Origin of the sequence: Klebsiella sp. RHBSTW-00215 (assembly GCF_014103785.1) — a bacterium.
Taxonomy (GTDB): Bacteria; Pseudomonadota; Gammaproteobacteria; order Enterobacterales; family Enterobacteriaceae; genus Klebsiella.
The window spans coordinates 5,940,443-5,954,487 of the sequence record NZ_JABXQS010000001.1 but is presented as its reverse complement, the minus strand read 5'-3'; the positions used below and the strand labels follow the sequence as shown (position 1 = coordinate 5,954,487).

The 14,045-nt window shown below is 55.0% G+C and carries 15 protein-coding genes; 8 read left to right on the top strand and 7 right to left on the bottom strand.

The window, feature by feature from the left end; genetic code table 11:
* The first annotated feature begins 56 nt into the window (after positions 1-56).
* Positions 57-758, top strand: a complete 702-nt coding sequence (locus HV127_RS28320; RefSeq protein ID WP_220022280.1) for a DnaA inactivator Hda — start codon at positions 57-59, stop codon at positions 756-758.
* Between the two features lie 38 nt (positions 759-796).
* On the opposite strand, the gene arsC is transcribed toward HV127_RS28320, so the two are convergent.
* Together arsC and bepA are read right to left on the bottom strand one after the other, a co-directional pair.
* Entirely contained in the window at positions 797-1,156 is a 360-nt protein-coding gene (gene arsC / locus HV127_RS28315; RefSeq protein WP_110272144.1) for an arsenate reductase (glutaredoxin), read from the bottom strand.
* 9 nt (positions 1,157-1,165) lie between these two features.
* The gene (gene bepA / locus HV127_RS28310; protein WP_182240298.1) at positions 1,166-2,629 is read right to left on the bottom strand and encodes a beta-barrel assembly-enhancing protease; all 1,464 of its coding nucleotides are present in this window, start codon (positions 2,627-2,629) and stop codon (positions 1,166-1,168) included.
* Between the two features lie 229 nt (positions 2,630-2,858).
* Here bepA and HV127_RS28305 point away from each other — a divergent pair, with 229 nt between their 5' ends.
* Positions 2,859-3,935 (top strand): AI-2E family transporter, encoded by a 1,077-nt coding sequence (locus HV127_RS28305; RefSeq protein ID WP_182240296.1) that lies wholly within the window; start codon positions 2,859-2,861, stop codon positions 3,933-3,935.
* 79 nt (positions 3,936-4,014) lie between these two features.
* On the opposite strand, the gene bcp is transcribed toward HV127_RS28305, so the two are convergent.
* Complete coding sequence (bcp, locus tag HV127_RS28300; protein WP_112215491.1) at positions 4,015-4,485, bottom strand: thioredoxin-dependent thiol peroxidase; 471 nt, start codon at positions 4,483-4,485, stop codon at positions 4,015-4,017.
* Positions 4,486-4,488: 3 nt separating this feature from the next.
* Entirely contained in the window at positions 4,489-5,058 is a 570-nt protein-coding gene (locus HV127_RS28295; RefSeq protein ID WP_167492732.1) for a glycine cleavage system transcriptional repressor, read from the bottom strand.
* 153 nt (positions 5,059-5,211) lie between these two features.
* On the opposite strand from HV127_RS28295, the gene dapA reads away from it, so the two are divergent.
* The 6 genes from dapA (at position 5,212) to ypfH (ending at position 11,744) form a co-directional block, all read left to right on the top strand.
* A complete protein-coding gene (gene dapA, locus HV127_RS28290) occupies positions 5,212-6,090 on the top strand; it encodes a 4-hydroxy-tetrahydrodipicolinate synthase (RefSeq protein ID WP_112215492.1) in 879 nt (292 codons plus the stop codon).
* Between the two features lie 16 nt (positions 6,091-6,106).
* Positions 6,107-7,141 (top strand): outer membrane protein assembly factor BamC, encoded by a 1,035-nt coding sequence (gene bamC / locus HV127_RS28285; RefSeq protein WP_182240294.1) that lies wholly within the window; start codon positions 6,107-6,109, stop codon positions 7,139-7,141.
* Positions 7,142-7,249: 108 nt separating this feature from the next.
* A complete protein-coding gene (purC, locus tag HV127_RS28280) occupies positions 7,250-7,963 on the top strand; it encodes a phosphoribosylaminoimidazolesuccinocarboxamide synthase (RefSeq protein ID WP_110272150.1) in 714 nt (237 codons plus the stop codon).
* Between the two features lie 119 nt (positions 7,964-8,082).
* A complete protein-coding gene (locus HV127_RS28275) occupies positions 8,083-8,952 on the top strand; it encodes a neutral zinc metallopeptidase (protein WP_182240291.1) in 870 nt (289 codons plus the stop codon).
* Between the two features lie 12 nt (positions 8,953-8,964).
* Positions 8,965-10,968 (top strand): GNAT family N-acetyltransferase, encoded by a 2,004-nt coding sequence (locus HV127_RS28270; RefSeq protein ID WP_182240289.1) that lies wholly within the window; start codon positions 8,965-8,967, stop codon positions 10,966-10,968.
* Between the two features lie 77 nt (positions 10,969-11,045).
* Positions 11,046-11,744: an esterase gene (ypfH, locus tag HV127_RS28265; RefSeq protein WP_182240287.1), complete on the top strand. Its 699-nt coding sequence runs from the start codon at positions 11,046-11,048 to the stop codon at positions 11,742-11,744.
* A 326-nt stretch (positions 11,745-12,070) separates the two neighbouring features.
* Here the strand turns inward: ypfH and HV127_RS28260 are convergent, their stop codons facing one another.
* The 3 genes from HV127_RS28260 to HV127_RS28250 are packed head-to-tail and all read right to left on the bottom strand — an operon-like array spanning position 12,071 to position 13,786.
* On the bottom strand, positions 12,071-12,274 hold the full coding sequence (locus HV127_RS28260; RefSeq protein ID WP_110272153.1) for a YpfN family protein: 204 nt from the start codon (positions 12,272-12,274) through the stop codon (positions 12,071-12,073).
* Between the two features lie 27 nt (positions 12,275-12,301).
* The gene (dapE, locus tag HV127_RS28255; protein WP_112215498.1) at positions 12,302-13,429 is read right to left on the bottom strand and encodes a succinyl-diaminopimelate desuccinylase; all 1,128 of its coding nucleotides are present in this window, start codon (positions 13,427-13,429) and stop codon (positions 12,302-12,304) included.
* A 3-nt stretch (positions 13,430-13,432) separates the two neighbouring features.
* Positions 13,433-13,786: an ArsC family reductase gene (locus HV127_RS28250; protein ID WP_110272155.1), complete on the bottom strand. Its 354-nt coding sequence runs from the start codon at positions 13,784-13,786 to the stop codon at positions 13,433-13,435.
* Positions 13,787-14,045 lie beyond the last annotated feature (259 nt).

The following is a 14,045-nucleotide window of genomic DNA, read 5'->3' as shown; positions in this document are numbered from 1 at the left end:
ACCTATTTGTGTGCTAAACTCTTCGCGTTTTTCTGAAAGCCTATGTTGAGGTCCATCTGAACGCACCGGCACAGCTCTCTTTGCCACTGTATCTTCCCGATGATGAAACTTTCGCGAGTTTCTGGCCGGGCGATAATCCTTCTCTTCTTGCTGCCCTCCAGAACGTGCTGCGGCAGGAACATAGCGGATACATCTATATCTGGTCACGCGAAGGGGCGGGGCGCAGCCATTTATTGCACGCCGCCTGCGCGGAACTCTCCCAACGTGGCGACGCGGTGGGCTACGTTCCCTTGGATAAACGGACGTGGTTTGTGCCAGAAGTGCTGGACGGAATGGAGCAGCTATCGCTGGTTTGCATCGATAATATTGAATGCGTGGCGGGCGATGAACTGTGGGAAATGGCGATCTTCGATCTCTATAACCGGATCCTTGAATCGGGCAAAACCCGCTTGCTGATTACCGGCGATCGGCCTCCGCGCCAGCTCAAACTGGGGCTGGCGGATCTGGCATCGCGCCTCGATTGGGGGCAAATCTACAAGCTGCAGCCGCTATCAGATGAAGATAAGCTTCAGGCACTGCAGCTGCGTGCCAGATTGCGCGGTTTCGAGATGCCGGAAGATGTGTGTCGTTTTCTACTTAAGCGGCTGGATCGCGAAATGCGCTCGCTGTTTATGACTCTCGATCAGCTCGATCACGCCTCGATTACCGCTCAGCGCAAATTGACGATCCCGTTCGTGAAAGAAATCCTGAAGCTTTAGGCTGCGCCGCAACGTTCAAATCCGTTACGGCGTTGCTTTTAGCTGACAATTTCCAGAACTTGCTCAGGTGGGCGGCCGATTCTTGCTTCGCCGTGGCTCACTACGATAGGCCGTTCAATCAGCTTTGGATTGTCGATCATCGCCTGGATTAGCGCATCTTCGCTAAGCTGTGGGTTAGCGAGATCCAGCGATTTATACAGATCTTCTTTCTGGCGCATCAATTCACGAGCGCTGGCCATCCCCAACATCTTCAGCAGCTGACGCAGCGTAGCGGCGTCCGGCGGCGTCTCCAGATAGAGCACCACCTCAGGATCGATGCCGTTGGCTTTCAGCAGGCTTAATGTGTCGCGACTCTTGGAGCAGCGAGGGTTGTGATAGATTTTGACCGTATCGGACATGAGATCTCCTTACATTTTCTGGTACGGTTTGAAGCGTTCTTGCAGCTGGCGCAGCTGATCGATGCGCGCATCGTAGCGAGCCTGTTGCAAACTGCCTAATTTCACCTGCGAGCTGGCGCTGCTGAGCAGCGTTATGGCCTGATCGAGTCGGCCAACCAGCGCCATGCCTTCGGCCCGCGCCGCCAGCTCCTGATCGCGGTTGCCCAGCTTGGCTTCCGCTTGCGCCAGTAAATCCCAGCCGTTGATGTCATCTTTATAATTAAAAGTGTAGCGATTAAGGATATTCGCCGCTTCCGCCGGTTGCCCGCCTTCCAGCAAGGCGTTGGCAAGGTTTAATTGCAGCACCGGATTGGTTCGCAGCTCACGGGCACTTTTCAGGCGATTAATCGCCTCTGTCGCTTTCTTCTGCCCAAGGTCAATATCGGTTGCCAGGTCAAGATACCAGGCATTTTGCGAATCGGCACTCAGCAGCGGTTGCAGCGTTTTGCGCGCCAGATCGTAATTGTTATTACCCATCGCCAACAGGGCGCGACCGTATTGTGCAGCATGCTGTTCGCGGATATTACCTTTCTCCCAGCTGCTTAGCAGATCATTGCCCAGCTTGTTGTCGCCGGAGGTGTACATGCCAAGCGTACGGGCTTTCGCCAGATAGAAGTCAGCTGAGGACTGGACGACGACCGGGCGCATCTGGTTTGCGCGGTTGCGGGCGTCGGACAGACGGCTTTCCGGCAGGGGGTGCGTCAGCAGCATTTCCGGCGGACGAGTAGAGTAGCGCGATTCATCAAGCAGCTTGCCCATAAATGCCGGCATCGCCTGCGGATCGAAACCAGAACGCTGAAGAACCTGAATACCAATGCGGTCGGCCTCTTCTTCGTTTTGCCGGGTAAAGCTGATCATTCCCTGCTGGGTTCCCGCCAGGGTCCCGGTGAGCGCCGCCATCCCGGCCTGCGGACTTGCCATCGCCAGAAGAATCGATCCCAGCGCGCCGACCCAGGTCAGCGGAGCGTTACGCTTTTGGTCTTCCATCGCGCGGGCAAGGTGGCGCTGGGTGACGTGAGAAATTTCGTGCGCCATGACCGACGCCAGCTCGCTTTCGTTATCGGAATAGCGGAAAAGGGCCGAGTGCAGCACAACGTTACCGCCGAAGAATGCAAAGGCGTTAATTTGATCGTTATTGATTAGATAAAAGTGGAACGGCGTTCGCACTGAATTGGCGTGCGAAACCAGACGCATACCTAAGCCGTTAATGTATTGCACCAGCAGCGGGTCATTGATTAGCGGTGCGCTGCCGCGCAGCTGGCGTACGTAGTAATCCCCCATCTGCATTTCCTGGCCAATGGAGAGCGTGCTTCCTGCGGAGGTGCCCATGTCCGGCAGGGTGTCTGCGGAGTCGGCAAAAGCAGGTAATATCGAACCCAGCGTCAGCGACGCTATGACGGTTGCCACCAGCGTTTTCTTCAACTGCCTGAACATAACCTCAATCCTGTAATGTAGGTGTGCCAGTTTGACCGATTGTGCGGCGTAATGTTCCCTGACCGCAAGCAAGTTCAGCGAGTTTAGCCGTCGTTAGCGGCGTTGCAAATATCATATTCACCCGGTCATTAATGTTTGTGGTTTTACCCATAAAAAGCGAAGTCTTTTTTGTGACATTTCGATACAATTCCCGAGATTGTTACAGCTTTGCTCTTCAGGGAAGGGTTTTATGCTTCAGATGTTAATGCAGTGGTACCGCCGTCGGTTCAGCGATCCGGAGGCGATAGCGCTGCTGGTCATTTTGCTGGCCGGTTTCGGCATTATGTTTTTCTTCAGCGGCCTGCTGGCACCTCTATTAGTGTCCATCGTGCTGGCCTATCTGCTTGAATGGCCAACGGTCAGGCTGGAGCGTATCGGTTTTTCTCGTACCTGGGCCACCTCGGTGGTACTGATTCTGTTCGTCGGCATTCTGCTATTGATGGCGTTTGTGGTGATGCCGGTTGCCTGGCAGCAGGGCATTTATCTGATTCGTGATATGCCGGGGATGCTGAACAAACTTTCTGATTTTGCCGCGACGGTGCCGCGCCGCTATCCGGCCTTAATGGATGCCGGAATTATCGACGCCATGGCGGAGAATATGCGCGGGCGGATGTTAACCGTCGGTGATTCGGTAGTGAAATATTCGCTTGCCTCGCTGGTCGGGCTGCTGACTTTGGCTGTCTATCTGGTATTGGTGCCGCTGATGGTTTTCTTTCTGCTGAAAGACAAAGAGCAGATGCTTAACGCCGTGCGCCGTGTGCTGCCGCGCAATCGCGGACTGGCAGGGCAGGTGTGGAAAGAGATGAACCAGCAAATTACCAACTATATTCGCGGTAAGGTGCTGGAGATGATCGTCGTCGGCGTGGCGACGTGGATCGGTTTTATCCTTTTCGGGCTTAACTATTCATTGTTGTTGGCGGTGCTGGTTGGGTTTTCAGTACTGATTCCCTACATTGGCGCTTTTGTGGTTACCATTCCTGTGGTCGGCGTGGCGCTGTTTCAGTTTGGCGCGGGCACCGAATTCTGGAGCCTGTTCGCGGTTTACCTGATTATTCAGGGGCTGGATGGCAACCTGCTGGTGCCGGTGCTGTTCTCCGAAGCCGTTAACCTGCACCCGCTGGTGATTATTCTGTCGGTGGTTATCTTCGGTGGCCTGTGGGGATTCTGGGGCGTGTTCTTCGCGATTCCACTGGCGACGCTAATCAAAGCGGTGGTGCATGCCTGGCCGGATGGCCTGATAGTGGAAGAAGCAGAAGAAGAGAATTAGCGCAACGCTTACTGATGAGCGGCAAAAAAAGACGCCGGGTGGTTTGAAACCGACCCGGCGTCTTGCGTTTGTCTGTGCGTCAGGCGTTTTCTTTCAGCCAGTTCAGCACCACGTCGTGGTGATTGCTGGTTTTGAAATCATCAAACACATGTTCGATTTTGCCGTCGGCATCGATGAGGAAGCTCGTACGGTGAATACCGTCATAGGTTTTCCCCATAAACGTTTTTTCACCCCAGATGCCAAACTGTTCGCATACCTGATGATTCTCGTCAGACAGCAAAGTAAAGTTCAGCAGCTCCTTTTCGGCGAAGCGGGAGAGTTTTTCTGGTTTATCAGTACTGATACCCAGTACTTCAACGCCTGCTTTTTTCAGGTCGTCCATATTATCGCGTAAACCGCACGCTTGTACGGTGCAGCCCGGGGTCATGGCTTTCGGGTAAAAATAAACCAGAACACGCTGTCCCTGGAAGTCGGTCAAATTTACTTCCTCGCCGTCCTGGTCTGGTAAGCTAAATTTCGGTGCAATGTCACCGGCTTTCAGTGGGTTCATTACTCAAACTCCATCCTGTTCATCATGCTGTGAATAATTAACGATGTTAATACTGCCTTGTGCATTCAGTTCTGTACATAGGGCTTTGAACGCTTGTTCGATATTTGATGCATTTTGCGTAGTCGGGCTATGGGCGGTGATTTGGATAAAAAGCTGCGCTGAATCGTCGTTCGCTCCCGGTTGGGTGCGGGAGACCAGCTCGGCAATGTTCATTTTCCACGTATCGCACAGGGCAGTAAATCGCTCAATAATATGCGGCGAATCCGGCACCTCAACCTGAACCCAGACGGTGTTTTGCATCGCCTGATGCGGCCTTGCGGTTGTACGCTTCATTACGATCAGCAGATCAAGCTCGGCACCTTTCAGCGGCAGAGTCGATTCAATCAGGTTAATCGCATTCCACGAGCCGGAGAGCAGCATGATAAACGTAAACTCGTCACCAAGCATGGCCAGCCGGCTGTCTTCGATATTACAGCCGCAGCTGCTGACGTGGCGAGTGATTGTATTCACGATGCCAGGGCGATCAGCACCCAACGCGGTAATAACCAGATAGTGTTGTAATGAGGCTGTCAAACCTGTTCTTCCTTTAAAAAGGTGAGGTAACATTAGGAAAGCATAAAAAAAACCGGCATACAACATCCCTGATGGCATCGGGTCTCTTGCTTTTATTGCAGCACCAAACGTAACATTGAGAATCTTGTCCCACTTCTGCTCTGAGGATGGCCCATGTTTACGGGAAGTATTGTAGCGCTTATCACGCCGATGGATGAAAACGGTAACGTCTGCCGGTCAAGCCTGAAAAAACTGATTGATTACCATGTCGCCAGCGGTACCTCGGCGATCGTTTCGGTAGGCACTACCGGAGAGTCCGCAACATTGAGCCATGAAGAGCATGGTGACGTAGTTATGCAGACGCTGGAGCTGGCTGACGGACGCATCCCGGTTATCGCGGGTACCGGTGCAAATGCAACCGCAGAGGCGATTAGCCTGACCAAGCGGTTTAACAATAGCGGTGTGGTTGGCTGCCTGACGGTTACGCCTTATTACAACCGTCCGACCCAGGAAGGTCTGTTCCAACACTTTAAAGCTATTGCAGAACATACTGACCTGCCGCAAATCCTGTATAATGTGCCGTCCCGTACCGGCTGCGATATGTTGCCGGAAACCGTCGGTCGTCTGGCGGAAGTTAAAAATATTATCGGTATTAAGGAAGCGACGGGGAACTTAAGTCGCGTTCATCAGATCAAAGAGCTGGTTTCAGATGACTTTATTCTGCTGAGCGGCGATGACGCGACCGGAATGGACTTTATGCAGCTTGGCGGTCACGGCGTGATTTCCGTAACCACAAACGTTGCGGCGCGCGAAATGGCTGAAATGTGCCGATTGGCTCTGGCTGGCCAATTCGCCGAAGCTCGGGCGATTAATCAGCGTCTGATGCCGTTGCATACAAAATTATTTGTCGAACCCAACCCTATCCCGGTCAAATGGGCATGTAAGGCGTTGGGTCTTGTGGCGACCGATACGCTACGCCTGCCGATGACCCCGATTACCGAAAACGGTACTAAGGTTGTCACCGCAGCGTTGAAGCATGCCGGTTTGCTGTAAAGTTTAGGGAGATTTGATGGCTTACTCAGTACAGAAGTCGCGCCTGGCGAAGGTTGCGGGTGTTTCGCTGGTTCTACTCCTCGCGGCCTGTAGTTCTGACTCGCGCTATAAGCGTCAGGTGAGCGGCGACGAGGCCTATTTGCAGGCAACGCCGCTTAGTGAACTTCACGCGCCAGCAGGGATGATCCTGCCGGTTCAGGTGGGTGATTATAATATTCCGGTTGCGACCAGCACCGGTAACACAGGTAAAGGCCTGGACATTCGTCCACCGGCTCAGCCTCTGGCGCTGGTTAGCGGCGCGCGCACTCAGTTTAACGGTGATACCGCGACGCTGATGGTGGAGAACGGTCGCAGCGGTTCGCTGTGGGCGCAGGTGGCAAGCATCGTGCAGTCGAAAAACTACACTATCGCGAAACGCGACGATGCCAGCCAGACGCTGAATACCGACTGGGTCGAATGGAATCGCCTCGATGAAGACCAGCAGTACCGTGGTCGCTATCAAATCTCAGTTAAACAGCAGGGCTATCAGCAAGCAGTGGTCGTGAAGCTGGTGAATCTGGAGCAGGCGGGTAAGCCGGTTGCCGATCCGGCTTCGCTGCAGCGCTACAGTACTGCCATGCTGAACGTCATTTCCGAAGGTCTGGATCTGAACGCTACCAGCGCTCAGAATGCCGCGCAGAAAAATGCCGGGGCGACCTTCGACGTGCAGAGCGGTGCGGATGATACCGGCCTGCCGATGCTGGTCGTTCGCGCACCGTTTAACCTGGTGTGGCAACGCCTGCCGGGCGCGCTGGAAAAAGTGGGTATGAAGGTAACCGATAGCTCCCGTTCTCAGGGTAGCTTCTCCGTGACCTACAAACCGCTATCCGACAGCGGCTGGACCGATCTGGGCGCTCGCGACCCGCAGTTGGTATCCGGCGATTATAAACTGCAGGTCGGGGACCTCGATAACCGCAGCAGTCTGCAGTTCATCGACCCGAAAGGACATACCCTGACGCAGTCGCAAAATGACGCCCTGGTTGCCGTATTCCAGGCCGCATTAAGTAAGTAATAAACAGGGCTGGAGTAATCCGGCCCTTTTTAATGTATAGTGACGCAAACGTGTGCGTCAGCAGAAAAGCACAAATTTTTATCGTTAATCATCACTGGAGTGACAAAGATGCAAAAGCTAGCTGAGTTGTATCGTGGTAAAGCGAAGACCGTTTACAGCACCGAAAACCCGGATCTGCTGGTACTCGAATTCCGTAACGATACGTCAGCAGGTGACGGTGCTCGCATTGAGCAGTTCGATCGTAAAGGCATGGTGAACAACAAGTTCAACTATTTCATTATGAGCAAACTGGCGCAAGCGGGTATCCCGACCCAGATGGAAGCGCTGTTGTCCGATACCGAATGTCTGGTGAAAAAGCTGGATATGGTGCCGGTGGAGTGCGTTGTGCGTAACCGCGCTGCCGGTTCGCTGGTGAAACGTTTAGGGATTGAAGAGGGCATCGAGCTGAACCCGCCGCTATTTGATCTGTTCCTGAAAAACGACGCCATGCATGACCCGATGGTCAACGAATCTTACTGCGAAACTTTCGGCTGGGTGAGCAAAGAGAACCTGGCGCGTATGCAGGAGCTGACCTACAAAGCTAACGACGTGCTGAAAAAGCTGTTTGACGATGCGGGCCTGATCCTCGTTGACTTCAAGCTGGAGTTTGGTCTGTTTAAAGGCGAAGTGGTGCTGGGCGACGAGTTCTCTCCGGACGGCAGCCGTCTGTGGGACAAAAAGACCATGGATAAAATGGACAAAGACCGTTTCCGCCAGAGTCTCGGCGGCCTGATTGAAGCCTATGAAGAAGTTGCCCGTCGTCTGGGCGTAGAACTGGACTAATCCCCCGACGCCAGAGGAAGGCCTCTTCTTCTGGCGCTCTTCTTGCTGTTTCCTGTGGTAATCCTCCGTTGAACCGCCTACGATCTCATACATTGGTTTTATGATGAATTGAGGTGCTTATGCGTTGGCAAGGGCGTCGCGAAAGCGACAATGTTGAAGATCGACGTGGTCAATCCGGTTCACCGATGGGCGGAGGTGGCGGTTTTCGTCTCCCCAGCGGGAAAGGCGGTATCGTGCTGCTGATTATCATTGTGGTGGCGGGATATTACGGCGTTGATTTAACCGGCATGTTAACCGGTGAACCGGTGTCACAACAGCAAACCACCACTCAACGCTCTATTAGTCCACAGGATGAAGAAGCCGCGAAGTTCACTAAAGTGGTTCTGGCGGATACGGAAGATACCTGGGGCACGATTTTTAAAGACATGGGTCGTCAGTATCCGCAGCCTAAGCTGGTGATGTATCGCGGCGCGACGCGAACCGCCTGTGGTACCGGCCAGTCGGTGATGGGACCGTTCTACTGTCCGGCGGATAGCACAGTGTACATCGACCTGTCATTTTACGATGAGATGAAAACTAAGCTCGGCGCGGGCGGCGACTTCGCTCAGGGTTACGTTATCGCCCATGAAGTCGGCCATCATGTACAAAAGCTGCTGGGTATTGAGTCGAAAGTGCGCCAGCTACAGCAGAATGCTTCACCAGCGGAAGCGAACCGCCTGTCAGTGAAAATGGAGCTACAGGCGGACTGCTTCGCGGGCGTCTGGGGCTACAATATGCAGAAGCAGGACGTGATGGAGGTTGGCGACCTGCAGGAGGCGCTGAACGCCGCAGAGGCGATTGGTGATGACCGCTTGCAGCAGCAGAGCCAGGGACGCGTGGTGCCGGACAGCTTTACTCACGGTACATCGCAGCAGCGCTATACCTGGTTTAAACGCGGCTTCGATAGCGGCGACCCGGCGCAGTGCAACACCTTTGGCAACGCGCTGTAATTGCCGTCTGTCATGGATGAACTGCTTCACCTGACGGCGCAAATGGCGCGTGAGGGCATCCGTCGTCTGCTGGTGCTCAGCGGCGATGATGCCTGGACTTTCAACCAGGCACAAAATCTGCGTGCTCTGCTGGCTGGTGATGGGCTATGGGTTGGCCCCCAGCCGGTGCCGGAGCCGTATACGCCTCCCGGTGCGCTGAAGATCCTGCTGGGCCGGGAATTCCAGCATGCTTTTTTCGATGCGCGCGAGGGGTTTGACGTCGCGGCATTTGCGGCGTTAGCCGGTACGCTGCGCGCAGGAAGCTGGCTGATCTTGCTGATCCCCGATTTTTCCCAATGGTCGACCCGGCCTGACGCAGACTCTCTGCGCTGGAGCGACACTCCCGAGCCGGTCCCCACGCCAAATTTTGTCTATCGTTTCTGCCGGCAAATTATTGCCGATAATGATTCTGTCCTCTGGCGGCAGGGGAATGCGCTGACATTACCCGCTTTCCCGCTTCGTGAATCCTGGCATCCCGCTGATGGTCAGCCGCAGGCGGAGCAGGCCGCCGTTCTTGCCGAATTGGCTGACTTCCCTCCCGGTATCGCGGCGCTGACCGCCGAGCGCGGACGAGGTAAATCCGCTCTGGCGGGAATGCTTATTCGCCAGCTGGCAGGCGATGCTATCGTTACGGCACCGGCGCGTGGAGCCACAGATGTGATGGCGGCTTTTGCAGGTGAAGGCTTTCGCTTTATGGCTCCCGATGCGTTACTGGCATCAGAGCGCAACGCTTCGTGGCTGATTGTTGATGAGGCCGCCGCCATTCCGGGGCCGCTGTTGCGCCAGCTGGTTGAGCGTTTTCCGCGCATTCTGCTCACGACTACTGTTCAGGGCTACGAAGGCACCGGGCGCGGTTTTCTGCTTAAGTTTTGCGCCGGTTTTGCCCATTTGCGGCAGTTTAGTTTGACGACGCCCATCCGCTGGGCATTGGGCTGCCCGCTGGAGGCGTCTATCGCGCAGTTGCTGTTGTTTAGCGATGAGACCTTCCAGCATGCGCCTGCTGGCGACACGGTACTGGAAAACATCAGTCAGACCAGTTGGCAGCAGCAGACCGCTTTACCGGAGGCGATGTATCAACTGCTCTCCGGGGCGCACTATCGCACTTCTCCTCTCGATTTACGCCGCATGATGGATGCGCCGGGGCAGCATTTTACCTGCGCCCGCAGCGGTGAGCACATCGCTGGTGCGCTGTGGCTGGTGGAAGAGGGCGGTCTTGAGCCATCGCTCAGCCAGGCCGTATGGGCTGGATATCGCCGCCCGCGTGGTAATCTGGTGGCGCAATCCCTCGCGGCGCACGGCGGTAGCCCGCTGGCGGCAACGTTGACGGGCTTGCGTATCAGTCGCATTGCCGTACACCCGGTGCGCCAGCGCGAGGGGCTTGGGCAACGGCTGGTCGATTGGGCGGCGTCTCAGGCGTCGGAGCGGGACTATCTCTCGGTCAGTTTTGGCTACACGCCCGAACTGTGGCGTTTCTGGGATAGCTGCGGTTTTATGCTGGTGCGCCTGGGGACTCATCGGGAAGCCAGCAGCGGCTGTTATACCGCGATGGCGCTCTATCCCATCAGCGCGGCTGGTCGACATCTGGCTCAGCAGGAAATCCGCCGGTTACTGCGCGATGAACACTGGCTTTGCGACTGGCGAAATGAGTCGTTGCCGCTGACTAGACTGGAAGAAGCGGCTATCTTTACTGAAGAGGATTGGCTGGAGGCTGCGGGCTTTGCGTTTGCCCATCGCCCGCTGCTGGCGGCGGTTGGTAGCCTCAATCGGCTGCTCATGCAGGTGAATTTACCGCTACCCGCTTTGCGTGCACGCCTGCAACGCCAGGATGAAGCGGAACTTTGCCGCACGTTACAACTCTGCGGGCGAAAAGCGCTGCTGGTCAGGCTGCGCGAAGAGGCGGCGCTGGCGTTATCTACTCTCAATGCAACCCGCGCTGATGCTCTGCGCCAGCAGGTCAAAATGCTGCAATTTTTTTAACTAACTCCTTCAGTTAAATGGCATGGTCATATTTCACATGCGGCGTAAACTTCCTTGCAGACATTAAGGAGACAGCCATGAAACACGATCATTTTGTTGTTCAAAGCCCCGCGACCCCTGCACAGCAACTGCTGCTGCTGTTTCATGGCGTCGGCGATAACCCGGTTGCCATGGGGCAAATCGGCAGCTGGTTTGCGCCGCTCTTTCCCGATGCGCTGATTGTCAGCATCGGCGGCGCGGAGCCGTGCGGACCGCCTCCGGGACGCCAGTGGTTCTCCGTGCAAGGTGTTACCGAAGAAAACCGCCAGCAGCGCGTGGATGCCATTATGCCGACCTTTATCGAAGCCGTTCGCTACTGGCAGCAGCAGAGCGGCGTTAGTCCGCAGGCGACGGCGCTGATCGGCTTCTCGCAGGGGGCGATTATGTCGCTGGAGAGTATTAAGGCGCAGCCGGGGCTGGCATCGCGGGTGATTGCGTTTAACGGCCGCTATGCAACTCTGCCGGAGAAGGCGACCACGGCGACAACAGTCCATCTGATTCACGGCGGTGAGGATCGTGTTATCGATCTGGCGTGGGCAGTCGCCGGGCAAGAAGCGCTCCAGCAGGCCGGTGGGGATGTGACGCTGGATATCGTTGAAGACTTGGGACACGCGATTGACGATCGCAGCATGCAGTTTGCCCTCGATCATTTGCGTTTTACCGTGCCGAAACACTATTTTGATGAAGCGCTCAGCGGCAGCACGCCGAAAGATGACGATCTAATCGAACTGCTGTAAATAGAAAACCCGGAGGCGATGCTACGCATCTGTCCGGGCTACCAGACCCACATACGGCAGTGAACCCGTAGCCCGGGCAAGGCGCGTCAAGCGCCGCCCCCGGGAAAATAGCGGCATACTGTGTTAATTCGCCGGAGGCGATGCTGCGCATCTGTCCGGGCTACCAGACCCACAGACGGCAGTGAACCCGTAGCCCGGGCAAGGCGCGTCAAGCGCCGCCCCCGGGAAAATAGCGGCATACTGTGTTAATTTCCCGAAGGCGATGCTGGGCATCTGTTCGGACTACCGGATCTGCAGGACCCGTAGACATAACTGAAGTAAGACGCTTACTTTTTCTTCGACTGGCCGTTCTTAGGCCAGTCATCCTCATCGTCCCACTTATCGTTGCAATCGCGATGCGGAGGCAGCTCCGGCTTATTGTTGAGAAATTTTTTGTGGTCAACGCGACTCAGATCCTTAATCACGTTAATCATCACGCCCACTAAAAATACCAACACCAGAATCCACCAGTATTTCGTTAGCCAATCCATGCGCGCTACCTCTTATCTATGATGCCGTCAGGCGACCAGCTGTTCCATGATGCGTTGGTACATCCGCGCCAGTAGCTGGAGATCGGCGGCATTAACACATTCGTTGATTTTATGAATAGTGGCATTCACTGGCCCCAGCTCAACCACCTGCGCACCCATGCGTGCGATAAAACGCCCGTCGGAGGTACCGCCATTGGTCAGGAGCTGCGGTTTAATTTCATTATAGTGCTCAATGGCGTTCACCACCGCATCAACCAGCTTACCGCGGCCGGTCAGGAACGGCTGGCCCGAAAGCCACCAGTCAACGCTGTAGCGCAGTTCGTATTTCTCCAGCAGTGCTACCACGCGCGCTTTGATCATTTCGTCAGTCAATTCTGTGCTAAAACGGAAGTTGAACTGCACGAACATATCGCCGGGAATCACGTTGTTGCTGCCGGTTCCGGCCTGCACGTTAGCGATTTGCATGCTGGTTGGCGGGAAGAAATCGTTGCCTTTATCCCATTCAATATTCACCAGCTCTGCCAGCATCGGCGCGGCGCGGTGGACCGGGTTATCCGCGAGGTGGGGATAGGCCACGTGCCCCTGCACGCCGTGAATGGTCAGGTTGCAGGTCAGGGAGCCGCGACGGCCATTTTTGACGACGTCGCCGACAACTTCGGTACTGGAGGGTTCTCCGACCAGACAGTAATCCAGGCGTTCGTTACGTGCCATTAGCGCTTCCACGACTTTAACGGTGCCGTTTTTGGCGCTGGCTTCTTCATCTGAGGTGATCAGAAATGCCAGGCGACCTTGATGGTTCGGGTACTGGGCGACAAAGCGTTCAGCGGCAACCACCATCGCAGCGAGAGAGCCTTTCATGTCTGCCGCGCCGCGGCCAAACAGCATTCCGTCGCGAATAGTAGGCTCGAAAGGCGGGTTAATCCAGCGGTCGGCATCGCCAGAGGGGACAACATCAGTATGACCGGCGAAAGCCAGCGTTTCCCCGCGCCCGCGCCAGGCCCAGAAGTTTTGGGTATCGCCGAAATCCATCGGTTCAACGGTAAAGCCAATCGCACGCAGACGTTCAATCATTAACGCCTGGCATCCCGCATCATCGGGACTGAGGGAAGGGCGGCGAATAAGCTGCTGAGCCAGCTCAATGACCGGGCAAGACATAGACTACACCTCGTTAAACTGCTGATAACTAGATTCACTGAAACCCAGCAGCATAGGCTGACCGGGCGCACAGAGCAATGGGCGTTTGATGATTGCTGGCATTTCCAGCATCAGTTTTGCCGCAGCATCGGCGTTATCGATACCTGCGCGGACCGTTTCGTCTAGCTTGCGCCAGGTGGTGCCGCGGGTATTGAGCAGCGCTTCCCAGCCGAGTTCATCTATAAAGGTATCTAATAATTCGCGGTCCAGACCATCAACCCGATAATCATGAAAACGATATTCTATCTGCTGGGCTTCCAGCCAGCGGCGGGCCTTTTTTATGGTATCGCAATTTTTTATCCCGTACATGGTGAGCATGATTAAACCTTTTCCATTGAATTAAACGTTTGACCAGGAATGTTCCGAATATATAAGTCGTTAATAAATAATACGTGAATTACGTTAATAAATATCGTTTTTTACCCGTGATATATCCTGAACGTTATCTATTGGTTGCTTTTTGACCTGTTTTTACGCTGTGACTTGTCACAAGCCGAGTGAGGACGGATTGTGCTGATGAACAAATGTTGCTGAATGTTGCTGTTGGTCACATTAAACGGGTTAAATTCGGCTCATA